This is a genomic window from Aliinostoc sp. HNIBRCY26 (assembly GCF_050235535.1).
Classification (GTDB): Bacteria; Cyanobacteriota; Cyanobacteriia; order Cyanobacteriales; family Nostocaceae; genus Trichormus.
The window spans coordinates 4,112,921-4,136,779 of record NZ_CP189852.1 but is presented as its reverse complement, the minus strand read 5'-3'; the positions used below and the strand labels follow the sequence as shown (position 1 = coordinate 4,136,779).

Here is a 23,859-nt window from a genome sequence, read left to right as displayed (position 1 = left end):
TGCTGGCTTGTTTGTCAAGCGTACACCAAATAACCTGAAATTATTTCAGCCGACTTGCTGACGGTGTTTTAGGATATTTGAAAAGATTGCCATTGAAAAACATTAGCAGTGAACTTACCTTGACATACTGGTTTTTTGATCCATATCACCAACAACAAGTCACTTCACCAACACCAAGCAGTTCTCAGCACTTGCAAATTCGTGCGGCTAACTCTGCTGATTTAAAGGCTGTGGCTCAAATTATTGCAGAAAGCTTTCACTCCCAAAGTGGTGTTTGGGGATGGGTATTTCCTTTGCTGCGTTTAGGTATTTATGAGGATCTCAAGCATCGTCTACTTTTATCTTCTCCACATCATATCTGTTTAGTTGCTGTCAATACCAGTGTTGATGGAATTCAACAATTAGTGGGTACTGTAGAGATGGGTGTGCGTGTCAGTGATATTTGGACAAGGGATAATAGGAGGTTCCTTTATGTATCTAACTTAGCTGTTCACCCAGAATACCGCAGGCACGGTGTCGCCTCCAAGTTGCTCATTAGCTGTGAACAAGTGTCACAGGAATGGGGGTTTGAGGATTTATATCTCCACGTTTTGGAAAATAACTATCAAGCCAGGCAGCTTTATTTCAAGCTGGGATATAAGGTACACAAAGTAGAATCCGATATGAATATATTCTTATTTCGACAGTCACGGCACATTTTACTACATAAACATTTGCCCTTAGACGCTTCAACCTAATATTTTGTAGTGGTATGTAAATTATTTAGAGAAAATTCTTGCTTTAGTCAGTTTGTGAGAACTACTTAGTTAAAGGTTAGGTTATGTTTATTCAAAATTCGCAACATCTGGCAAAAAATAATTTATATTCTCAATAGTTTAGTTTAAATACGCAGTTTTTCCAGATGAGTGAGCAGTCTTACCTTATGGTTTTGGATAAAAAACATGGGTGTAAAATAACCGGATATCAACTATAGGAATCCGACGTGATTATTGAAATGATTTGCGTAGACAGGGAACAGGGAACAGGCTTCCGCCGTGAGCGTCAGCCGAACGGGAACAGGGAACAGGAAAAGAAGTAACAGAGGTGTACTGAGCTTTTTTCAGAAATCAAATATGATTCCTATACTTTAGTTCATCACAGCTATAGTATATTGCCGTTTGTTAGCCCCGAATCTCAAGCTATATAGACTGAGACTGTGATTACTAATTAGGACTAGAGGTGGACTAATTTTGCTGTGTATTTTCGATAATGTACTACTTCAGCAAGACTTTTGATAAGCAGATTCTGATCTAGCTTTAAGAAAGGTTTATATAAAAAATATTTCGATTTGAGCTTGATATGTTAAAGATAAGTTAGCTCAACTTCAGCTTTAAATACAACAGAAGATAACATTTAAACTATAATTGTGATGTCAGTAAAACTACGTTTAAATTCGCTTATTTTCCTTACAATAACTTAGCAATAAAGATATTAACTTCATGGAAACTTTAAATATTTTGAGTTTAATTGGCAGACAAATGTAGTTAGATCACATAAAATGTGATTACTTCATCATGTCAGCCCCTCTATTTCTTGAAATCTTAGTTGAAAGTAAACTCAAAATTCTTTTACTAAAGAAATATCAATAGCAAAAGAGTGAATATCAACAAAAAATCCCATAGCAAATTTCCAAATTTACACCATACAAAAGTTTGAGCAAGCAATGGATAGCGAAAAAAACCGCCGCTATCAGGTTACTATGGTATCAACTTACTACTCTGACAAAAATTGCCTTGACAGTTTTGTCATGCCAGATGGAACCGAGCCAACATACAGTTCGGATGTTTTGACGTTACTACAAAGTGGCCAAGTTTTAATCGTCAACAGTCGTAGGCGGAATGGTTTAATTCTGATTAAACGCTATCATGCTGAATTTGCCGGGCCAGGTGCAGCAGTTGGAGGGGAATATGATGCTGATTGCCAAATGGTCATTCCTATAGGAAATTTGTCTTTACTCACATCAGAATCCTATGAAGAACGGCAGAAAGCCTATCTCATTCGACGGCAGTGGATTAGACTGATCAAGCAGATTACTGAACATACACTACCTCAGCAGCGCGTGCAGAAAATCTTAGATCAGTTTGAGCAATATTTTCCCCAGGACGCAGTTGCTAATTTGCCAGATGAGGTTTTCGCTTTGTTGGTAGGAGTTTTACCTCAAACAGTGGGAATGGTGAGGCGTTGGGGGAATAGGGAATAGGGGTTGGGGATTGGGGCTAATCAATTCAAAATTCAAAATTCAAAATTCAAAATTAAAGATTCGTTCCCTGTTCCCTGTTATCTAATGACTAATGACTAATGACTAATGACTAATGACTAAAATACTCTCCAATACGATTTAGTGTGCGGGCGTTCTCTTCAGGGGTACCGATGGTAATTCTTAGTCCACCGCTAATTTCACGGATGAGAGTACCTTGGTTTCTTAAGTGTTGATGAAGATGTTTTAAAGATATATTTTGTGATTGAGTAATTTCTGGTTTGAGACGCACGAAAATGAAGTTGGCAGCACTTTCCATTACTTGTAATGCTGGGTTTTGAGATAAAGCTGTAATTAGTTTGCTGCGTTCATTGAGAGCTTGGGGGATTGACTCTAGTAAGATTTGCCGATTTTGTAATCCTACAAGAGCCGCAGCTAGAGTAAAACTGGGTAGATTGTAGGGTAGGCGGACTTTTTCTAGAATGGCGATCGCTTCTGGATGAGCTATACAATAGCCTACACGCATGGCTGCTAGGCGAAAGGCTTTAGAAAAGGTGCGTAAAATTATCCAGTTGGGACGTTGTGCTAGTTCATTAACTAAAGTTGTTTGACTAAATTCAAAATACGCTTCATCAATTACAACTAAAATGTTTTCACTCAAATTCCTTAACCAAGCTAATTCATTAGTGGTCAACGGGTTAGCTGTGGGTGAATTGGGATGAACAACGAAAACTACGCGAATCGGAGGGTTATGAGTTTCTTCTATCGCAGTTTGGGCGGCGGTTAAATCAATTTCAAAGTTCGCCGGATTTCTAGTAACTTCTACTACATTTATCCCCAAAGTTTTAGCTATAATCCCGTACATAGAAAAGGTGGGATTAGCCACCAGGATAGAACCTTCTCCTCGTAGACAAGTAGCAATTAATACAGAACGTATTAATTCATCTGAACCATTACCTACAGAAATATGGTCAGCAGTAAATAGAGATGGGGTAGCACCAGCTGATTCATTGACATATTCAGCGATCGCATTTTTCAATGCTTGATGTCCCCCATCTGGGTAGCGATTGGTTTCAATGACTTCTTGATAAGTCCAAGCTAGTTTTTGTTTTAACTCAGTTGGTAAATCATAGGGGCTTTCGTTTGTATCTAAACGATCTAACTGAGTTGGGACTGCGGCGGCGGTATCGCTACCAGGGTGAGGTTTGTAGGCGTTGAGTTGGGTTAAATCGGAACGAATAAAAGGAAGCATAGTTTTAGTTAATAGTCATTAGTCATTAGTCATTAGTCAATAGTCAACAGTCATTAGTTTTTATTCCCCTCCTTCCCCTGCCTACTCTACCTGCCCTGCTTCCAGTCCTTCTTTTATTTTGAATTTTGAATTTTGAATTTTGAATTGATCCGTCCCCAGTCCCTAGAATAAACAAAATTCCTGAATGGCTTGCCAAATTTCTTCTGTAACATTACCAAGGGCGTGATCGCTGTCTAGTTCTGTCAGCTTTACCCAGGGACGGGATTGTATAAAATCTTGGCTGGCGGTGATGGGAATGACTTCATCTTGCTTGCCGTGGAGTATTAGTGTGGGAATGGGGCGTTGCAATTGATTTTCGGAGTATTGGGTGGCATCTGTTACAAAATTGTAGCTTAAAGGGAGCGATCGCTTTTCACCATAGTGATAAACCATGAGAAACTTTTCTTGTTGCCAACGCTGTATGGTTTCTTCTCCTAATTTGGTTAACCAATGAGATAAGAAGCCGAAAGCTGGTGCTAGCAGCACTAGGCGTTCTACTTGTAAATACTGCTGTGCTATGTGGGCAGCAGTCAAGCCTCCTAAACTAGAACCAATGAGGGTAACGGGTACAGAGTCACTGGTAAAAGTGGTAACAACCTGTTTAATCTGGCGTGAGATGGTTAACTCTGAGAAGTCCCCAGCATTGAGATCAGGAACAGTCAGGGGAATTTGTAGTTGAGTAAAGCGATCGCTGATATCTTGCGCTTTCACTGATTTGGGACTGGAAGCAAAACCGTGTAAATAGATGTGTTGGGTAGTCATTAGTCAATAGTCAATAGTCAACAGTCAATAGTCAATAGTCAATAGTCAATAGTTAACAGTTTTCTTCTGTTCTACCTTGTCTACCTTGTCTACCTTGTCTCCCTAATCCCCAGTCCCTAATCCCCAATCCCCAATCCCCAGTCCCTAATCCCCAGTCCCCAATCCCCAGTCAATTCTGCCTGCTAGATTAGCCACTACAGATGCTAACTCATCGGGATTGACTGGTTTAGGGAGGTGTAGTTGGAAACCTGCTGACAGTGCTTTGGTACGGTCTTCTGGTCTAGCATATGCTGTTAGTGCGATCGCTGGAATTGTACTGCTTGGTGATTGGGGGAGCGATCGCAGTTGACGAATGAGTGTATAACCGTCTGTTTGAGGCATTCCAATATCGCTAATGAGAATTTCTGGATAAAATTGCGGTAAGGCTTGTAGGGCTTCGGGGGCAGAAGAGACTGTCATTACTTGTGCGCCATACTCTTCTAAAATTGTGCTGATTAATTTTTGTGCGTCTGGTTCATCATCAACAACTAAGACGCGTAAACCTTTGAGTATGGGTAAGTGATTAAAATTCTCCGTTGCGGTGGGATTTAATTCTGGTTGGTTGTGGTTTACTGGTTCAACAATGGCTCTCATGGGTAGGTTTACCACAAAAGTAGCTCCTTGCTCAAGTCCTGGGCTGGTGGCGTAGACTTTACCGCCATGCAATTCTACAAGGTGACGAACGATCGCTAGTCCTAATCCTAATCCGCCGTGCGATCGCGTTGTGGAGCTATCGGCTTGTCGAAATCGCTCGAATACGTGGGGTAGGAATTCGGGAGCTATACCTGAGCCTGTGTCACTTACCTGAATTTCCACTGAAGAATCTACACGCCTGATGTTGACTGTGACTTTACCGCCTTTGGGGGTAAATTTGACAGCATTACTGAGCAAATTCCAGATAATCTGTTGCATACGGTTGACATCACCCATAACCGAGCCAATGTTAGGTTCTGACTCGTACTGGAGGGAAATTTCTTTGGCATTGACAGCAGGCTGGATAGTTTCTATTTCATTCTTGAGTACATTTGTCAAGTCTAATGGCTGAATTGTCAGGCGCATTTGACCGCGAATAATCTGAGATACATCTAAAATGTCTTGAATTATTTGGCTTAAAACTCTGGTGTTGCGTTCTATGGTTTCTAAGGCGCGCTCGGTTGTAATTTGATCAAATTGACGACTTCTCAGCAGTTGTACCCAGCCTAAGACAGCATTCAGTGGTGTACGCAACTCATGGGATAGGATAGCAAGAAATTCGTCTTTGATGCGGTTGGCGACTTCGGCGGCGGTGCGTGCGGCTTTTTCCCGTTCTAAAAGTTGTTGGCGTTCTTGTTCTGCTTGTTTGCGTTCGCTAATGTCAATCATAAAGCCATGTAGTAATCGTGGTTCTGTGCCAGAACGCACGACATTGATGATGTCATGTAGCCAAACAACTCTGCCATCAGCCGCTAACATCCTATATTCAAATTCATAGTTATCTAAAGACAGTGATGATTCATGGCAATGTTTAACCACCCAATTTTGGTCTTCTGGGTGTATGTGTTCATTCCAGAAATTGTCTGAGTACCAGTCTTTTGCGGGATAGCCTAAAATTTCTTCGCTTTGTGGCCCCACATAGGTAAATTTATTTTGGGCAATATCTACTTCCCAAGGAATTACCCTAACTTTTTCCGTGAGTGTCCTGAGTCTGGCTTCACTGGCTTGGAGGGCTTGTTTTGCTAAAATCCGTTCGCTGATATCTAGTACAAATCCGACTACTTGATTATGTGAGCGTTCTAATAAGGCAAAGCCTACTATTACGTATACTCGACTACCATCTTTACGGATGTATTCAGTTTCTAGATTATGACATACACCTGTAGTTTTGAGTGTAGCGATCGCGCGATCGCTTTGTACCAAATATTCCGGTGGTGTAATTTGTAGCCAATTAACTCTGCTTTTGTGTAAATCCTCTCGTGTATAGCCCACTATCCTTAAGAAAGCATCATTAGCCTCTAGAACTAGCCCATTCAGATCAGCAACAATCACCCCAATAATATTAGAGTCTACTAACCTTCTAAATTTTGCTTCGCTTTCTTGTAGCTGCTGATTAGCACATTCTAACCTCTGCTTAGAAGTACCAAGCTCAGAGTTTAACCAACCAATTAGCGTTGAAACTAATACAAATAGAAATAAACGTAACTTGCTATCTAAATTGTTGACATATGGGGAAAATTTGGGGTCGAGGAAAAAGAAACCAATGCTAAAGGCAGATAATAAAGTTGTTAGTAGTCCTGGCTTAAAGCCACCATACCAAGAACTAATAGCTACGGCGGCAAAAAATAGTAAAAAAATAGTTGGTGTTAAAAGTTGTTTGAAGATGAACGTCAGCAATAAAGCAACACTGACAGTCAAAAATGCCACTGTGTAGGATAAAAACCTGGGGCGTATTCCTTTCAAGGTGGCCTCTCCTTTATGCCTCTCGCTAGAGCATTATTCCCAAAATAGGTGAGAAAATGCGATCGCTCCACACTAATTTTGCATAGATTAAATGCCAATTTGACGTTCTTCTGTGTAAATCTGTCTAAAGGCTGAATCAGGAGTGATGAGTGGTGAGTGATGAGTGGTGAGTGCTGAGTGCTGAGTGCTGAGTGCTGAGTGGTGAGTGCTGACTAATGACTAATGACTAATGACTAATGACTAATGACTAATGACTAATGACTAATGACTAATGACTATTAGACTTGTCCGAAAATTTAAAAAGCAGCCTGTGCCTGGCTTAGAGATAGTTTCAGTAAAAGCCAGAGTCAACGTCATAATGAGGGATAGAGATAGTTAGTGATAGTATAGCCCAAAAAAAGTTGGAGAATGAATCTATAAAACCCAGATTTTTAAGGACTAGGATAAAGGTGGCAAAATGAGAGAACCAATTCTGAGTCTAACCAGACCACATACAGTGAGAATTATCTGCTCATATATATCTGTATGCAGACGAAATCTTTCTGATGCTACCCGAAAAATTTTGATAACTCTAATCATGTGTTCAACAAAAACACGATTACTAGAAAACACTTGATTTTCGGTTTTCTGTTAGGCAGTTAATTCACCATTTCGCGGCTTTTTATGAGGAGTAGATATGTTTTCACCACCAATATAGGCTTTATCACCTTTAAATGATTGTTGAGAGTTGAACTTCTGTTGCTGATTACGGAACAAAGAAATATCACTGGTGGGGCCTTTCATCCCTACGACTACATCAACAATTTCTTTGGCTGCGGGCATGGAGATAATTTGATTCTTAAAGGTGTGTTGTTTCTTCTTGCCAGAAAAATATTGTTTTTGCTCCTGATTGTCTCCTGGTCTAACTCTTGGCTGCTCCATGCTATCCACAATTAACTCAAACTCTGTTAATAATTCTTGTACGATTATTAAATCACTTTCCTGATTTTCAACTTCTTCTAGTAAACTGGAAGGCAAAATTATTCGGAAGATTTTTATCCAATAATGAAACGTACTATTAGCCTCGGTTTTTGAGACATCAAACTGCATTCCTAGAACTTCAAATGTGGGCAGATGTCTTAAATAAAAAAGACACAAACAAATCGATTCTTCACTTGTTAATTTCGGTTTACGTCCTCCCCCACGTGCGTTAATACGGACTTTGTTTCGCTCTACCTCGTCTAATTGTTTTTGATTGATTAATTCCGCTTGTTGTACTAACAACAAAAATTGGTCGTAACTAATTCCTAATATTTGCTTGGTGCGGAGTGGATACTTATGTATATAATGGAGTGGATTTTTCATTATGGTAGACCAACGGTAAACTATTAAATTTCCGTTCTACCATTTTTTTGTACCTAATTTTTATTTAGGACTTGTCTATTGACTAATGACTAATGACTATTGACTATTGACTATTGACTAATGACTATTGACTAATGACTATTGACTATTGACTATTGACTATTGACCAGAGAGATATCAGGTTTTTCGTGGTGGCGATGTAAAATGCTTGCAGTCCTCAGTTTATGATTACCAATGTCTAATGGCTCGCATTCCCACCTTAACTTTTGATCGCGGCACATTAATTTTGCATCCACCGCCACGGGGTAAAGCTTGGATGGATTATGCTACCTGGGATGATAGAGTCGAAAAATTCCGCATTCCAGGCATGAAATATCGTGCTGTGGTAGAAGCACTGCAAGCGGAAGACGTTGACTTTATCGACGAAGCCAAAGAATTTTACCCTGTGGAGTTGGTAGCCAGTCTAGAAATGCAACCTTATCCCCATCAAAGTGAAGCTTTAGCAGCTTGGAAACTGGCGGGAAGACAGGGAGTAGTTGTTTTACCTACGGCGGCGGGGAAGACTTATTTGGCACAAATGGCGATGCAGTCTACACCCCGCACTACTTTAATTGTTGTGCCGACTTTAGATTTAATGCACCAGTGGTATGCTCATTTGGTATCGGCTTTTCCTGATGCGGAGGTGGGTTTATTGGGGGGTGGTTCGCGGGATAAAACGCCGATTTTAGTCGCCACCTACGACAGTGCAGCCATTCACGCCGAAGCTTTGGGGAATAAATATGCTTTGATTGTGTTTGATGAGTGCCATCACTTACCTACAGATTTTAATCGCGTGATTGCCGAATATGCGATCGCACCCTATCGGTTAGGACTCTCAGCCACACCAGAACGCACCGATGGCAAACACGCAGATTTAAATATTTTGGTTGGGCAAGAAGTTTATCGCAAACGTGCTGAAGATTTAGCAGGAAAGGCGTTAGCGGAACACGAAATAGTCCAAATTAAGGTGAAATTATCTCAGCATGAACGGGAAAGATACAACGAATTAGTTCAAATTCGTAATGATTTTTTGCGACAAGCAAAGATTTCTTTGGGAAGTATTCAAGGTTGGCAAATGTTTGTGCAGATGAGCGCGCGATCGCAATCTGGACGTAGAGCCATGTTAGCACACCGCGAAGCCAAAGAAATCGCCCTTGGCACTGATGGTAAGTTACGCATTTTAGCTAATTTACTCGCCAAACATTACCCCGAAAGAATTTTAATTTTCACGGCTGATAATGCCACAGTTTATAAAATTTCCCAAGACTTATTAATTCCCGCCATTACCCATCAAACCGCCGTCAAAGAACGCCATGAAATTTTAACTAAATTTCGGGAAGGTGAATATAATACCTTAGTGGCTTCCCATGTTCTAAATGAAGGTGTTGACGTTCCCGCCGCTTCTGTAGCGATTATTTTATCGGGGACTGGTTCAACTAGAGAATATATTCAACGTTTGGGGAGAGTTTTACGTAAGGGAAATATTGCAGATAAACAAGCTATTCTCTACGAAGTCATAGCCGAAGATACCAGCGAAGAAAATACATCGGCAAGGCGACGGGGTGAAGATAAAAAAGCAAATTTAAAAGTAGTTTACGGTAGTGGTAAGGGAGAAGTTGCCAAAGCTGCCGAACAATTAGAAATTAATTATGTAGTCGATAAATCATCAGAGAATAACCAGGGAAATGCTACCTACAGAACTACTCAGCCACCGTCTAAACGGCGAAGAAATCATTCCCAAGAGACTGAAAATTGACACGAAAAATTTAGAGTTAGCTAACGAGTTAATTAATTGTTTTCAGTCGGCTTTGGGTAAGACTCAAGGTGAACTTGAGCGTCAACTTTTAGATTTAGAAGGTGATGCTACAGATTATCGAGTCAAGCGGGGTTTAGCTTACATTATTAAAAGCAATTTTTGTACTTTTGAAGTGGTGAGTCCCCTAGAACCACCAATGTTAAGAGAAAGGGTGTTTGCCTTAGCAGCGAAATCTCCACCAAGTCGAGAATCAACTCAAATGACATTGGTGAAAATTGCTGATGAATTAACTCAAGAATTAGAACGGGAAATTTTACCTGAGCAAGTGCGTAATGGTATCTATGCTGACTTAGTTGAAAATAGAATCCTCACCAACTTTGACACACCTACAGGTGTAGATTTAATTAATCGATATAATTTATCGCAAGTGCAGGGGATATTTTATAAAGCGAGTAAATTAATCTTAAATGCTCATCGCAATGTTCCAGGGGAATATAAGCTGTTATTTCGCTATTTGAAATTGTTTCAATTAATGGCTTATATCGAAGGCGATGCCGACCACGGCTTTACAATTACCGTAGACGGGCCGACGAGTTTATTTACTCCGAGTACAAGATATGGGTTAGCGATCGCTAAACTAATTCCCGCCTTACTTCATGTTACCAAATGGAGTCTCGCCGCCACCTTACAAACCCGTGATGTTTACACAGATACTTGGCGGACTGGCAGATTTACCCTCAATTCCGAATGTGGTTTAGTTTCCCATTACTCCAAAGGTAAACCCTACGACAGTATGTTAGAAGCATCCTTCGCTGATAAATGGGATGCAATGAAAACCGACTGGGTGTTAGAGAGAGAAGTAGATTTAATTCCCATTCCTGGGAGTGTCATGATTCCCGATTTTCGCTTAGTGCATCCCGATGGACGGGAATTTTTATTAGAAATAGTCGGCTATTGGCGACCAGAATATTTACAAAAGAAGTTTTCTCAAGTGCGGCGTTCTGGTTGTGATAATTTAATTTTGGCAATTTCCGAAAGATTGAATTTAGAAAAAGCCGGAATTAAATTAGATAATGTACCAGCCAGAATTATTTGGTTTAAAGATAAATTATTACCCAAATCTGTATTAGCAGTAATTGATTAAGTAGAACGGTGTAGATAATTCAAGGTTTGTAGTGAGGACTTTAGTCCTCTAATAAGGACTGTTCGCGAAGCGTTCCCGAAGGGTAGTCCTTACTACAAACTAGATACCAATCTTTTTACATTACTTCACATAGTTTGGTTTTTTCAAGTCGTTCTACTTAAGAAAGAACATCTGGGGGCTTAAATCCCTATATTTTGTGAAAATCTTCCTTGTTAATGCTGTAAAGTAGAGCTTCTCCACCCAGAAGAGTAATCGAACTCTGCAACTTTTCGCCTAATTTTTCCGCCACCCGTCTCGAAGCTTGATTTTCTGGGCGAATTAAGCTGATTAACTGGGTGATTCCCCAATTTTCAAAGCCATAAGCCATCGCCGCCTTTGCACCTTCGGTAGCGTAGCCTAAGCCCCAAAATTGTCGCCGCAAAGACCAGCCAATTTCTAGTCCCGGCCAGTCTTCTGGTTGCCAGTAGCCAATTCTACCAATCATTTCGCCACTGGATTTTTCTGCAACCGCCCACATTCCATAACCCCGTAATTGCCAATGTCCCAGCATCATCGCCAGATTGCGCCATGATTCTTCACGGGATAAAGGTTTACCATAGCCGATGTAACGCATCACTTCGGGATCACCGCACATATCGGCGTAAGCGTCGAAGTCTTGCTGATTAAATGGGCGTAAAATTAAGCGGGGTGTCGCAAGTTGGGGAATCAGCATTACAGTTGCAGATTTTCAGGAGTCTGCTCACTATCTGACGATTCTTCATTATTAAAGAATAATAGCCGCACCGCCAGAACCGCAAAACCGACAGCCGCGATCGCTTTTAATAATCGCGTGGGGAATACCTCTGCAACTGCACCCCCAGCTAACGCACCCAAAAAACTAGCCAAGAGTAACGCCGCCGCACTCCCAAAGAAAACTGCACGCACAGATTGACCACGACCAGAAAGTGCGATCGCAGCTAGTTGGCTTTTGTCGCCTAACTCGGAAATAAATACTGTAATAAAACTCAGTCCTAAAAGATGCCAATCCATAATATTGGGGAAGGGGGAATGGGGAATAGAGAATGGGGAAGATTAACCTTGGAATACATCCCAGAACAGCATGACGGAGACGAAAAGCAGCATGATTCCGGCTGATTTGTCTAAAATTTTGGGACTGAATTTTTTAGAAATCCAACTACCTAACAATACACCTAATAAGCTGGTGGTAATCAGTGCAGATGCAGAACCGAGAAATACTACCCAAGGTGCATGGGATTCTGCACTCATTAGTAAAGTTGAGAGTTGGGTTTTATCGCCAATTTCTGCGAGAAAAATCGTAATAAAAGTAGTAGCGAAAACAATAAGTGGTGAATCTTGCTTTTTCTGGCTCTCAGCACTAACTACAGGCTGAATCGTTTCCATTGTGCTAGATTCGGTAGTCATTGTTAATGCTGGCTGGTTCTTAGACGCAGATACGCCAGTTAGGATTACAGGTGCAGAGTCAAGTTTCACAGGCAGTAGTTTTGTTACTAGATATTTTTCATATTCTTCTCATTTTTGCAGATGGGTGTCATAAATTGCAACTCTACCGCAAAAATGCAATTTTTCTCGGAGATACAATTTAGTCAAGGCTTGGTTTTATTCCCCTTGCGGGGAGGTGGTGTTTGGAAACGAGGGTGATAGTGACGGTATTATCAACTGAGGACAGTTTCAGTCCCCTTGCAGGGAAAAGGTTAATGGAAACCCACAGGTTTGACCCTGACAGTGAACTATACATCTCTGTGTTCCTTTAGGCACGGGGATATATGCAAATTTTGAGATATTTGTTTTCGGCTTTACCAAGCTGTAATTATGATCTATAATAAAAGCTTATCTTTGTAATAATAAAATTTGACTTTACTTATTAAAGCTAATACATCATTCTAAACAGCCTCTAAAACGGCTTTGGATGTGATGAATGATATAATTACATCTGAAACAGAAAACAGAAGCCTTATAGGCGAAAATAACTCAAACTTTTTTCTAGTAAGTTCTTAGAAATGCTGAGAGACAACTTGTATCAGTAACTTATAAATTTAAATTAAATTATATTAGTAAGTATTAGTTAATAAATTATTTCTATTCCAGCCATCCATTCCTATCACTTCTCATAGGGTAAATTAAACTTACGCCATGAGAGAAAACTGAGAGAAAAAATGGCTGGCTGGTAGTGGGTGACGAGGGATTTGAACCCGCAACCAATAGATTAAGAGTCTACTGCTCTACCGTTGAGCTAGTCACCCGCACAAACAATCATATTAACAATATTATAGTTAATTCGTCAATATTTAGTCAATTGAAAATTTAAATTGTAGTAGCTTGGGGGAATTTGATCATAAAGGTTGTTTGTCCTGCGCCACTTTCTACGTGAATTGAGCCGCCTAAATGTCTAACCATTTTTTTCACTAAAGCCATTTCTAAGCCTGTACCACTATTTTTCCAGGGGTCATTTTTGGAAATGTGGTAAAACGGCTCAAAAATGCGGGTTTGATCCTGGGTGGAAATTTCTAACCCCGAATTACTGACGCTGATTTGTAATGCTGCGGCTGTAGTTTGAGCAGAAACTGTAATTGATTCTCCTGGGGGTGTGTATTTGCACACATAGTTTAAAAGTCCGGTGAGAATGCGTTCTAGTTCGGTGATGTCGGTGACTAGAGGGGTGAGGTTGGTGGCAATATCGAGTTTTAATTGCTGTCCCTGACAACTAGTGACATCTAAAAAAGCGGCGACGACAGGAGGAAGCCACGTTTGTAAGTCAATGTTAATTAAGGTTGGGGGTTCCGGTTCTACCTCTAAATGGATAAGGGTGAGTAAATCGTTAATGAGTCGGCTTTCTCTCCCACATTCTTTATGCAGAATTTGTAGGAGTTGGGGAGCGATTTCTGTATCTAGCGTACCGTTGGGTAAAAAGAGACTTTCTAGGGTTTGAGCCGCTAGACTAATGCTGGTTATGGGTGTTTGCAGTTCATGGGAGAGGTTTTTGAGAAATTCTTGGTTGAGACGTTCTTTGGTTTCTAGTTTTTTGATTCTGGCTTGTTTGCTAGCATTGAGTCTAGTTTGACGAATGGCGATCGCACATTCATGGGCTAAAGTTTGTACTAAGTCAATCTCTATCTCCTCAAATCTCTGTTGTGTGGGTTTAATCACCCAAAGATTGCCTAAAATCCCATCTTTGTCATAAATAGGACAAGCTAACTGTGTAATCACCAGTAATTTAGGATGCCATCCAGGAACGATTTCTACAGACTGAAAAGGTTGTTTTTGCAAGAGTGGCTGATAAATTTCGCACAACTCTTGCGGTTGTCTGATGACTCCTTGATAGGTAATTTGGGTAGCTGCATACTCATGTACTACACTGACAACAGCACAGTCAGGACTGTAGAGTTCGATATAGCAAGATTCTAGTTGCAATAATTTAGTTAATTCTTGCGTAACGTAGGCAAAAACTAGCTTTTCTTCTGGATGATCTCGAATTTTTTCTGTTACCCTCAGCACTAAGCTTTGAAAGTTTTTTGTCTGCTGTAGGTGTGTGTGGTGTTCTTTGTTGTGTAACTCTAACTGATTTTTCAGCTGTTTGATTTGCTGTTGTAGTTCTTGCTGGTGGGTAGCTATTCCTAGTTGGGAGGCTATTTGCTGGAGTAAATCAATTTCAGTTTGCTCCCATTGGTGGGGTTCATGACAATATTGAGCAATTAATAATCCCCACAAATTTTGCTGTAATAAAATAGGGACGACTAAATGCGCTCTTACCTGCAAGGAGATTAAAAAGTCTCTTTGGCAAGTATTGATGCCATCAGTATAAATGTCTGTGACAATTTGATGACAACATCGCCCCCGATGTTCTTGATGTTGGTAACGTAAGCAAGGATCAGGGAAGTGTTTACCCAATAGGGAAATATCAGGTGTCACCGTAGATTCAGCAATGACTACGCCATTGTGATCATGAGACATTTGATAAATTAGGATGCGATCGCAATTTAAACAAAGTCGTAAATCCTCAACAGTTTGCTGGAGAATCACGTTGAAATCTACAGCGTCATGAATTCTTTGGGTGACTTTTGCTAATAATTGCTCTTTGCCTGGGGTGACTTGTTTGATTGGAGTAATCTTACTACTAGTCCCCAGGATGCGATAAATTCGGGAGTTAGCATCCCGCAATGGCGTTAATGTTGTACTCCACCAAGTCGAAACTCCCTGAAACTGTAAACATTGCTCATAGGAAATCGTCTTACCCAAGCGCACGCAATCAGTGTAACGCTGACGCACCTTAATTGCATCCACAGGAGTCAGAATATCCTCTGGTTTTTTACCCCGCAAATCCTGCGAACTGATACCTATCCACCGTTCATGGGTGGGATTAAGTCCCACATAACAAAAATCACCATTCTCTAACACATCCACCACAAAGATAGATGTCTGCACAGAGTCATACATACTAAGTAGTAACTGTTCCGCACTACTTTTTTCATCAACTGCTGTGCCGAAAATAAGACGAGTGTGAGATTCTTCCGACAACTCGACTGTAGATTCTACGGAATTTATATTCATGCGAGAGTCCCTGTCTGATGTTAATGACCCTTGGAGGCAATGATTTTTGAATTTCGCTGTTATAAAATGTTTCTAGTGCCTCAAGCGAATGATTATGAGTCTTTGCTGACGATATTTGAGCCTTTCTTTAATTCTTATCAGAAATTTAGTCCAGTGAATAGCAATCAGCTTAACAAATCCTATATTGTGAAGGTTAAAACGCATTTGCAAGCTAGTCTAATTTTATTGATTTTCTTTATGAAGATTAAACTGATATTGTTGCATATATCTAATTATATACAAACATTGTATCAATGAATATTATATTTCTTAACAAATAGGGGTGTAAGGGTGTAGGGGTGTAAGGGTGTAGGGGTATAAGGGTGTAAAGGGAATATTATACCCATGCCCCATGCCCAATTCCCAATTCCCAATTCCCTAATGTACTCCACAACCCGCCGCTTTCAATGCTGAACTGTGGGGTGTAGCGGTGGGTGCTTGTGCCACGAGAACTATATTGCCATTAGGCGCGACTATCCAACCTTGAGCTTCGATAATTTCAGAGGAGCGATCGCCTAATTGCATATTCGTGGTATTTTCTGATGTGTGCGGTGCTATCTTACCAGTGTGGCTTTCTCTTTCTGCTGGGACATTAATCCAATCTGTCAAGACTGTATCCCCTGTTAAGGTATCCATTGGACTTACTGAAATTCCGCCTCTGCCTGTAGAAATAAATGAACTGCGTTCCGTGCTTTTTCTCGGACTACAAGCAGAAGTAATTTGTTGGGAGGTATCAACTAGATTTGTTGGTAGTTCTACTATCCCTTGACTACTATCAACATCAGGCGTATTAATTTGTATGTCGCCATTTAAAGCAGGATTCTGCTGCGAAAAGGCTGTAATATCGTTAGTCGGCAGTTCACTCGTTTTTAATTCTTCTGGCTTGTCTGTGCCTAATAATCTCGCTACATCTGCACCAGTACGGGGTACAAAGCCAAAAACGCGCTCAGTGTTGATATGAATTTTGCCCCCAGTACCTGCAAAAGCATTGGCAGTGATATCGTTATTTTCTGAAGATGCACCCACAATAAAGCCATTAGGTATATTGATGTTAACGTTACCGCCATCCCCCCTTCCTAGAGTCTTACCTGCACTAGTAGAGATTTGACTTTGACGACGCATCAATAGTAAATCCTGCACCTTGAGTGTAATATTTCCACCCTTACCCGCTTCACTCTCGGCAATCAATTGTCCGCCATTTTCTAGCCGGATGGAACGAGCAGTGATATTGATTTCACCTGCTGCACCTAACTGAGTGGGATCTCCTACGTAAATCACAGTTTTGGGTACTGCACTACTAACAGAAATTGCGCCGCGATCGCGAATAATTAATTTGTCAGTAGTTAAATTTAAATTTCCAGCTTTACCAGTTCCTCTGGTGGTAGTAGAAATACCAGCAACAAAACCGTTCACAGAGATACCAGCTACTTCTATAGATTCAGAGGCATTCACCGTCACATTGCCCCCTTGACCTATTGCTGGTATATACTTTCCTCCTGATAATATCCTACCGGCAGACTCGGTACTGAGTATGGCTCCATTATCAATACGTAAAACTTTGGTATTAATGATGATATCACCAGCATCTCCCCTATCAGGAGTTGCAGTGAATAATCCCCCAGGGATAGTTTGATTCCCGATGGTTCTACTACCAGTTAACACCACAGATTCAGAGGCATGGATCATTAATTTACCACCCGACCCTAAGCGGAATTCTGGATTGGCAGCCGCAGCATTATTGAGAAATTGCGCGCCTACTCTCACTTGTGCGACATCTTTGACAATGAGATTACCAGTTGTAATTTCTAAGTTGCCTGCATTACCAGCACCGAAGGTAACGGTTGTTAAAATTGCGGAATTTAAACCTACCAGTTCAACTGATTCTGAAGCATTAATGGTTAAATTACCGCCTTGTTTCTCACCTAAAGTATTAGCCAGAATTTGTGAACGATTATTGACTAATATTTGCTTACCTTGGAGATGAACGCTACCGCTACCTTCACCACTCACATCAATTTGAGAAGGCCTCACTGAATTGTTAACAATTCCTTGTGTTAGTTGAATGTTTTGAAAATCGCGGACATTTTCGTATTCTAGTGTCCATCCTTGAGAAGTCGGTTGGATATTAACAATACTATTAGCACCGACGCTTCCTAATTCGATTCTGCCTTCTTTGGCGGTTAAATTGCCTCCCTGCAATATCAAATCACCGCCTACTAGTGCTAAAGTTTGTTGTGGCTTTACCTGTAACCCAGCAGGACTGTTGAGACGATTTGTTACACCACCTAAACTAGCTTGGGATTGGTTTTTGATTGCACCTACTTTTGTGCCGAATTGTAAGCCTATGGGAACGTTGACAGCTAACAATGGTGCGGTTTGTGGATTGGAAGCACTAAATTGCAGATTATTCGCAAAATTGATCCTATCGGCTGTGGTGGCTAAAAAAGAACCTTGAATATCTAAAGCAGCACGAGAACCGAAAACAATACCATTGGGGTTAATAAAAAATAAGTTAGCTGTACCGTTAGTTTTGAGAATCCCATCAATATTGGAAATGGAATTACCTGTGACACGACTGAAAATATTTTGAATGTTTGTAGCGTTGTTAAAGTAAGCCGTATTGCCGTTATGCAAAGAAAAATTTTCAAAGCTATGGAATAGATTGTTGCCACGAATAGAACCACCGTCTATTTGATAAATCGTTTGACTATTGACAACTTGAGGTGTGACAACTGAATTCTCTAAACCCAACGTCTGATCCTGGTTGATTTGTGCCAAGACACAATCTCCAGAAAAGACAGATAGGCTAGCAATTGCTAAAGCATTTACTAGCCTCAAATCAGAATAGCGATCGCTTCGATTTTGATTCATCGAAAATTTAGTCTCTTACGCCGTCCTTCTAGGATGACTTTACATGGAATGTGATCAAAAGTGAAGTATGCTTTATTTAGCAATAAACCCAACAGCCATCGGGATTACCATCAAATGGGCAAGGCTGAATCAATCCTAAATTTGCACCTATGGGTGGTTTGGGTATGCTAAAAGATTCAATGGCTACCTGATCACTACTCACATCACCCGATTGCAGTTGATTGACATCTAGTGTGTATTGAATTTTCAGCACTTGTGTATTGGAAATACCGTATTTCTCCAGCACCTTACCCAACTGGGATTTATTCAGAACTTCCATTAGTTCCTGGCTAATTTCATTTTGCAATTGCTCTAGAGTTTGAGCATCTAAAGAGACTTCCTGTAACATTTCAGTATTCATGACTGCTGGGGACTCGTACAAAATATTGATTTATTTCCAATGAGAGTGGATTTAACCCCAATTCTCCAAAATTAAGCAACAGATGCAAAGCTTGAAACCCATATGGTATATGACTTTCTGAATTGCGTTAGCGTAGCGGGACGCTAGTCCATTGCAAATTGCGAATTGCGAATTGCGAATTGCGAATTGGTTTAACCTCTCCCAATTACTAATATCAGTCTGTTTGAGCAAACTTATGCAGTCATGAATAATTAATTTTTAATCCCTGTGGTAGCAATACCTCTAATGAACTGACGCTGACCGATGAGAAACAGCACCATCACAGGTACAGTAGCAATTGTCACCGCCGCCATCATCAAAGGCCAATTATTGGTAAACTGCTCTTGAAACTCAGCCAACGCTAACTGCACTGTTCTTAATTCTGGTCTAGTGGTGAATACTAGGGGCTTAAATAAATCATTCCACTCTGCGATAAATGTAAATAGAAATAGTGTTACCAAAGCTGGACGGGCTAAGGGTAACATAACTTGCCACAGAATTTGTAATCTGTTTGCCCCATCGATAGTTGCAGCTTCTTCCAATTCCACAGGAATTGTCTGGAAATATTGACGTAAGAGAAAAATGCCAAAACCGTTGACAGCCGTGGGTAAAATTAAAGCCCCGTATGTATTGATGAGGTGTCCCCACTTCAACACCAAGAAAATAGGAATCACCAACAATTGAAACGGAATCACCAAAGTGGCTAACACAACTAACAATAGTGCTTTTCTACCGCGAAACTTCAGCCTAGCCAAAGCATAACCGGCTAAAGCCGAAGTCACAATTTGAAATGCCGCCACCGCGATCGCCACCAAGGTAGAATTAGCAAATGCTAATAAAAACTTACCTCTTTGCCAAGCATCCTGATAATTGCCTAAAGACCAATTATTTTTAGGCAAAATTTCTATGTTTGACCCTGGAGGTACAAAAGATGTCAGAAAAACCACAAATAGTGGCGACAGCACAATCACTGCCCCTAGTATTAATCCTGCTAGGCTGAAAAAATCGGCAGATTTTAGATTCCAGTTGGAGTTAGACATGAGTTTGGGGAATGGGGACTGGGGACTGGGGACTGGGGACTGAGGACTGGGGACTGGGGACTGGGGACTGGGGAATTAACTATTAAAAATACAGTTCTCTCTTCTCTTCCTTGTCTTCCTTGTCTCTCTTGTGTCCCCTATACCCTGATTCTCTGATACCCAATACCCAATCCCTAATCCCTAATCCCCAATCCCTATTTCCAGTCCCATTTTGAAATATTTTCCCCCATGACCTATCGAATTAGTTAAATTGGTAGAGCTATCACACCCAGCAAAAGCTAATCTATAACATAGTGACTTGTTAAGTAAAATTAAACAACGATGGGCATTACCCTAAAATCATGGGGTAAATTAGGTTTCGGTATCAAATAATTCAGGTTACAGGAGTAAACATATCATGCAGCAGGTTGCAGCCGATTTAGAAATTGATTTCCACAGCGAAAAATACAAAGATGCCTATAGCCGCATTAATGCGATCGTGATTGAGGGTGAACAAGAAGCTCATGAAAATTACATCACACTAGCTGAACTGCTGCCAGAACATAAAGATGACTTGATTCGCCTCTCCAAAATGGAAAGTCGTCACAAGAAAGGATTTGAAGCTTGTGGGCGCAATCTGGAAGTCACACCAGATTTAGAGTTTGCTAAGGAATTTTTTGCTGGGTTACACGGTAATTTTCAATTAGCGGCTGCCGAAGGTAAAGTGGTTACTTGCCTGTTGATTCAATCTTTAATCATTGAATGTTTTGCGATCGCTGCATATAACATCTACATCCCCGTAGCTGATGATTTTGCCCGTAAAATTACTGAAGGCGTAGTAAAAGACGAATACAGTCATCTCAACTTTGGGGAAGTTTGGCTCAAAGAACATTTTGCTGAATCCAAAGCAGAATTAGAAGCAGCTAACCGTCAAAATCTGCCTTTAGTTTGGCAAATGCTCAACCAAGTTGCAGCAGATGCAGCAGTTCTGGCAATGGAAAAAGATGCCTTAGTCGAAGATTTCATGATTCAGTATGGAGAAGCTTTGAGCAATATCGGCTTCACCACCAGAGACATCATGCGCCTGTCAGCTTACGGACTGGCAACTGTTTAAGAGTTGTGAGTGCTGAGTTCTGAGTAAGGAGTGAGGAGTGCTGAGTGCTGAGTGCTGAGTGAGGAGTATCGAGAAGGTAAAACAAGTTTTGGATAGTCACACCCCTTTTATACTCAATCTACTAAGCACAGATTCAACAAAAGCTCCTAAATACTAATCTTCACTCAGCACTGGCTAAACGCCGCGCTACCGCACTCACAACTCAGCATTGGCTAAACGCCGCGCTACCGCACTCACAACTCAGCACTCAGCACTCAGCACTCTCCACTCACTCTTGACACTTTGTATAGTATTTTTAAGAGTTAGGTATAGTCTCTTACCCACCCATTTCACGCTTTTAGTTAAGCCCACGCCTAATATATCACTCCATGTTTGGTCTAATTGGACATCTGACAAGTTTAGAACACGCTCAAGCGGTAGCCAGGGAATTGGGATACCCAGAATATGCCGACCAAGGGCTAGATTTTTGGTGTAGCGCACCACCGCAAATAGTTGATCACATTAAAGTTACAAGTGTTACTGGCGAGATTATTGAAGGTAAGTATGTAGAGTCTTGCTTCTTACCGGAAATGCTCGCAAATCGTCGCATTAAAGCGGCGACACGCAAAATCCTGAACGCAATGGCTCATGCTCAAAAGCATGGCATTGATATTACGGCTTTGGGCGGGTTTTCCTCAATTATTTTTGAAAACTTTAACTTAGAGCAGTTTCAGCAAGTCCGTAACATCAAGCTAGAGTTTGAACGCTTTACTACAGGTAATACTCACACAGCTTACATTATCTGCCGCCAAGTAGAAGCAGCATCACAGCAAATAGGTATTGACCTTTCCCAAGCCACAGTAGCCATCTGTGGGGCGACTGGTGATATTGGTTCTGCTGTAACTCGTTGGCTAGATGCAAAAACTGATGTCAAAGAACTTCTGCTCATTGCTCGTAACCAAGAGCGTCTCCAGGAATTACAAACCGAACTGGGGCGAGGAAAAATCATGGCATTGGATGAAGCCCTACCCCAAGCTGATATTGTAGTGTGGGTAGCTAGTATGCCCAAAGGTGTGGAAATTGACCCCACAACTTTAAAACAACCTTGTTTATTGATTGATGGTGGCTATCCCAAAAACTTAGCTACAAAAGTTCAGCATCCAGGCGTGTATGTATTGAATGGTGGCATTGTGGAACATTCTTTAGACATTGACTGGAAGATCATGAAAATCGTCAATATGGATGTGCCAGCACGCCAGTTATTCGCCTGTTTTGCGGAATCAATGCTATTGGAATTTGAGAAGTTATACACGAACTTTTCTTGGGGGCGTAATCAGATTACCGTAGACAAAATGGAGCAGATTGGTCGAGCTTCAGTCAAACATGGGTTTAGACCACTGCTGGTTTAAGATTGGGGATTGGGGGCTGGGGACTGGGGACTGGGTGAAAAGGTAGACAAGGTAGACAAGGTAGGTTTTAACCTATGCTCTGTTTGTCCAATTTCCCAATACCTAATACCCAATCCCCAGTCCCTAATACCCAATCCCTAGTCCCCAATACCTAATACCCAATCCCTAAACGTATGGCTACTACTGAGCGTAAACCTTTACTGTTGGATTTTGAAAAGCCTTTAGCAGAACTGGCAAACCGAATTGACCAAATTCGTCAGCTAGCTGAGGAAAATGGTGTGGATGTTTCTGGGGAAATTCGCAAGCTAGAAACACGGGCTATGCAACTGCGAGAGGAGATTTTTAGTACCTTATCCCCAGCGCAGCGTCTGCAAGTTGCCCGTCACCCCCGCCGCCCTAGTACCCTAGATTATATTCAGGCGATTAGTGATGAATGGATGGAATTACATGGCGATCGCTCTGGGAGTGATGATCCAGCTTTAATTGGTGGTGTGGCTCGTTTAGGTGGTCAACCCGTGGTGATTTTGGGTCATCAAAAGGGACGCGATACTAAGGATAATATTGCCCGTAATTTCGGGATGGCTACCCCCGGCGGTTATCGCAAGGCAATGCGCCTGATGGAACACGCCAATAAGTTTAGTATGCCAATTTTGACATTTATCGATACACCAGGAGCTTTACCCACAGTGATCGCTGAACGCCAAGGCGCAGGGGAAGCGATCGCCTATAATCTGCGGGAAATGTTCTCTCTAGATGTACCCATTATCTGTACAGTCATCGGTGAAGGTGGTTCTGGTGGTGCTTTGGGTATTGGTGTGGGCGATCGCCTGTTAATGTTTGAACACGCTGTTTACACTGTGGCTACCCCAGAAGCCTGCGCGGCCATTCTCTGGAAGGACGCTAGTAAAGCTCCCCAAGCCGCCGTCGCTTTAAAAATCGTCTCCCACGACTTGAAAAACTTGGGCATTATTGACCAAATTCTGCCTGAACCCATTGGGGGCGCACATACCGAGCCTCTACAAGCCGCTAACACCCTAAAACAAGCTCTACTGGATAATTTAGAAGAGTTAAACCGTTTAACATCCCAAGAAAGAAGACAGATGCGTTATGAGAAATTTCGCAAAATCGGTGTTTTTTCGGAAGTTGCTCATTAACCAGCCCTAGAAAATCACTCATTAACGCAATTGCAGTGTTATAATTGCCTGTGGCTCTTAACGGTTTTTAACAATCCGAGCAGCCGCAGGTATTTGTTTGTATAACAAACCTACTCTCAGAGAGAGGTTTGCACACCATCCCTTAATTAGTTTGAATTCATATAGCCTGATTCATCAGGAAGTTATTGTTAGTCCCGTGGAGTGAACACTTAATCAGGACGC

17 protein-coding genes, 1 tRNA gene and 1 pseudogene are annotated in these 23,859 nt (G+C 41.2%); 7 read left to right on the top strand and 12 right to left on the bottom strand.

Annotated features, from left to right (window positions below; all coding sequences use genetic code 11):
- Positions 1-119: 119 nt before the first annotated feature.
- The gene (locus ACQFX9_RS17585; RefSeq protein WP_427157299.1) at positions 120-737 is read left to right on the top strand and encodes an N-acetyltransferase family protein; all 618 of its coding nucleotides are present in this window, start codon (positions 120-122) and stop codon (positions 735-737) included.
- A gap of 965 nt (positions 738-1,702) precedes the next feature.
- Positions 1,703-2,239 carry a hypothetical protein gene (locus ACQFX9_RS17580; RefSeq protein ID WP_236141248.1) on the top strand — a complete coding sequence of 179 codons (537 nt, stop codon included), beginning with the start codon at positions 1,703-1,705 and terminating at the stop codon, positions 2,237-2,239.
- Between the two features lie 109 nt (positions 2,240-2,348).
- Here the strand turns inward: ACQFX9_RS17580 and ACQFX9_RS17575 are convergent, their stop codons facing one another.
- From ACQFX9_RS17575 to ACQFX9_RS17560, 4 genes and pseudogenes are all read right to left on the bottom strand, one after another.
- Positions 2,349-3,488 (bottom strand): histidinol-phosphate transaminase, encoded by a 1,140-nt coding sequence (locus ACQFX9_RS17575; RefSeq protein WP_427157297.1) that lies wholly within the window; start codon positions 3,486-3,488, stop codon positions 2,349-2,351.
- A 162-nt stretch (positions 3,489-3,650) separates the two neighbouring features.
- Positions 3,651-4,289, bottom strand: a complete 639-nt coding sequence (locus ACQFX9_RS17570; RefSeq protein ID WP_427157295.1) for a YqiA/YcfP family alpha/beta fold hydrolase — start codon at positions 4,287-4,289, stop codon at positions 3,651-3,653.
- A gap of 144 nt (positions 4,290-4,433) precedes the next feature.
- The gene (locus ACQFX9_RS17565; RefSeq protein WP_427157294.1) at positions 4,434-6,764 is read right to left on the bottom strand and encodes a hybrid sensor histidine kinase/response regulator; all 2,331 of its coding nucleotides are present in this window, start codon (positions 6,762-6,764) and stop codon (positions 4,434-4,436) included.
- A gap of 438 nt (positions 6,765-7,202) precedes the next feature.
- Positions 7,203-8,108: pseudogene (locus ACQFX9_RS17560) on the bottom strand (transposase).
- 241 nt (positions 8,109-8,349) lie between these two features.
- Here ACQFX9_RS17560 and ACQFX9_RS17555 point away from each other — a divergent pair.
- Together ACQFX9_RS17555 and ACQFX9_RS17550 are read left to right on the top strand one after the other, a co-directional pair.
- Entirely contained in the window at positions 8,350-9,903 is a 1,554-nt protein-coding gene (locus ACQFX9_RS17555) for a DEAD/DEAH box helicase family protein (RefSeq protein WP_427157293.1), read from the top strand.
- Positions 9,833-11,047, top strand: coding sequence for a DUF790 family protein (locus ACQFX9_RS17550; protein WP_427157291.1), 1,215 nt, complete (start codon positions 9,833-9,835; stop codon positions 11,045-11,047). The genes ACQFX9_RS17555 and ACQFX9_RS17550 overlap by 71 nt, the downstream gene beginning before the upstream one ends.
- Before the next feature lie 187 nt (positions 11,048-11,234).
- Here the strand turns inward: ACQFX9_RS17550 and ACQFX9_RS17545 are convergent, their stop codons facing one another.
- From ACQFX9_RS17545 to ACQFX9_RS17510, 8 genes are all read right to left on the bottom strand, one after another.
- Positions 11,235-11,759, bottom strand: coding sequence for a GNAT family N-acetyltransferase (locus ACQFX9_RS17545; RefSeq protein WP_427157289.1), 525 nt, complete (start codon positions 11,757-11,759; stop codon positions 11,235-11,237).
- Complete coding sequence (locus tag ACQFX9_RS17540; RefSeq protein ID WP_427157287.1) at positions 11,759-12,076, bottom strand: TMEM165/GDT1 family protein; 318 nt, start codon at positions 12,074-12,076, stop codon at positions 11,759-11,761. The genes ACQFX9_RS17545 and ACQFX9_RS17540 overlap by 1 nt, the downstream gene beginning before the upstream one ends.
- Positions 12,077-12,118: 42 nt before the next feature.
- Complete coding sequence (locus ACQFX9_RS17535; RefSeq protein WP_427157286.1) at positions 12,119-12,538, bottom strand: TMEM165/GDT1 family protein; 420 nt, start codon at positions 12,536-12,538, stop codon at positions 12,119-12,121.
- A gap of 698 nt (positions 12,539-13,236) precedes the next feature.
- Positions 13,237-13,308: transfer RNA gene (locus tag ACQFX9_RS17530), tRNA-Lys, on the bottom strand.
- Between the two features lie 61 nt (positions 13,309-13,369).
- Positions 13,370-15,613, bottom strand: a complete 2,244-nt coding sequence (locus ACQFX9_RS17525) for a GAF domain-containing protein (protein WP_427157285.1) — start codon at positions 15,611-15,613, stop codon at positions 13,370-13,372.
- A 417-nt stretch (positions 15,614-16,030) separates the two neighbouring features.
- Positions 16,031-18,523: a filamentous hemagglutinin N-terminal domain-containing protein gene (locus ACQFX9_RS17520; protein WP_427157284.1), complete on the bottom strand. Its 2,493-nt coding sequence runs from the start codon at positions 18,521-18,523 to the stop codon at positions 16,031-16,033.
- A 76-nt stretch (positions 18,524-18,599) separates the two neighbouring features.
- Positions 18,600-18,923, bottom strand: coding sequence for a hypothetical protein (locus ACQFX9_RS17515; RefSeq protein WP_427157282.1), 324 nt, complete (start codon positions 18,921-18,923; stop codon positions 18,600-18,602).
- Between the two features lie 251 nt (positions 18,924-19,174).
- Positions 19,175-20,002 carry a carbohydrate ABC transporter permease gene (locus tag ACQFX9_RS17510; protein WP_427157281.1) on the bottom strand — a complete coding sequence of 276 codons (828 nt, stop codon included), beginning with the start codon at positions 20,000-20,002 and terminating at the stop codon, positions 19,175-19,177.
- A 397-nt stretch (positions 20,003-20,399) separates the two neighbouring features.
- Here ACQFX9_RS17510 and ACQFX9_RS17505 point away from each other — a divergent pair, with 397 nt between their 5' ends.
- From ACQFX9_RS17505 to ACQFX9_RS17495, 3 genes are all read left to right on the top strand, one after another.
- Positions 20,400-21,095 carry an aldehyde oxygenase (deformylating) gene (locus tag ACQFX9_RS17505; protein ID WP_427157279.1) on the top strand — a complete coding sequence of 232 codons (696 nt, stop codon included), beginning with the start codon at positions 20,400-20,402 and terminating at the stop codon, positions 21,093-21,095.
- 368 nt (positions 21,096-21,463) lie between these two features.
- On the top strand, positions 21,464-22,483 hold the full coding sequence (locus tag ACQFX9_RS17500; RefSeq protein WP_103136882.1) for a long-chain acyl-[acyl-carrier-protein] reductase: 1,020 nt from the start codon (positions 21,464-21,466) through the stop codon (positions 22,481-22,483).
- Positions 22,484-22,656: 173 nt separating this feature from the next.
- Complete coding sequence (locus tag ACQFX9_RS17495; protein WP_427157278.1) at positions 22,657-23,637, top strand: acetyl-CoA carboxylase carboxyltransferase subunit alpha; 981 nt, start codon at positions 22,657-22,659, stop codon at positions 23,635-23,637.
- Positions 23,638-23,859: the final 222 nt, after the last annotated feature.

Coding starts and splice junctions, on each gene's coding strand:
- ACQFX9_RS17580 (WP_236141248.1), top strand. CDS start 1,703: ATGGATAGCGAAAAAAACCGCCGCTATCAGGTTACTATGGTATCAACT.
- ACQFX9_RS17575 (WP_427157297.1), bottom strand. CDS start 3,488: ATGCTTCCTTTTATTCGTTCCGATTTAACCCAACTCAACGCCTACAAA.
- ACQFX9_RS17570 (WP_427157295.1), bottom strand. CDS start 4,289: ATGACTACCCAACACATCTATTTACACGGTTTTGCTTCCAGTCCCAAA.
- ACQFX9_RS17555 (WP_427157293.1), top strand. CDS start 8,350: ATGGCTCGCATTCCCACCTTAACTTTTGATCGCGGCACATTAATTTTG.
- ACQFX9_RS17550 (WP_427157291.1), top strand. CDS start 9,833: ATGCTACCTACAGAACTACTCAGCCACCGTCTAAACGGCGAAGAAATC.
- ACQFX9_RS17545 (WP_427157289.1), bottom strand. CDS start 11,759: ATGCTGATTCCCCAACTTGCGACACCCCGCTTAATTTTACGCCCATTT.
- ACQFX9_RS17540 (WP_427157287.1), bottom strand. CDS start 12,076: ATGGATTGGCATCTTTTAGGACTGAGTTTTATTACAGTATTTATTTCC.
- ACQFX9_RS17525 (WP_427157285.1), bottom strand. CDS start 15,613: ATGAATATAAATTCCGTAGAATCTACAGTCGAGTTGTCGGAAGAATCT.
- ACQFX9_RS17520 (WP_427157284.1), bottom strand. CDS start 18,523: ATGAATCAAAATCGAAGCGATCGCTATTCTGATTTGAGGCTAGTAAAT.
- ACQFX9_RS17515 (WP_427157282.1), bottom strand. CDS start 18,923: ATGAATACTGAAATGTTACAGGAAGTCTCTTTAGATGCTCAAACTCTA.
- ACQFX9_RS17510 (WP_427157281.1), bottom strand. CDS start 20,002: ATGTCTAACTCCAACTGGAATCTAAAATCTGCCGATTTTTTCAGCCTA.
- ACQFX9_RS17505 (WP_427157279.1), top strand. CDS start 20,400: ATGCAGCAGGTTGCAGCCGATTTAGAAATTGATTTCCACAGCGAAAAA.
- ACQFX9_RS17500 (WP_103136882.1), top strand. CDS start 21,464: ATGTTTGGTCTAATTGGACATCTGACAAGTTTAGAACACGCTCAAGCG.
- ACQFX9_RS17495 (WP_427157278.1), top strand. CDS start 22,657: ATGGCTACTACTGAGCGTAAACCTTTACTGTTGGATTTTGAAAAGCCT.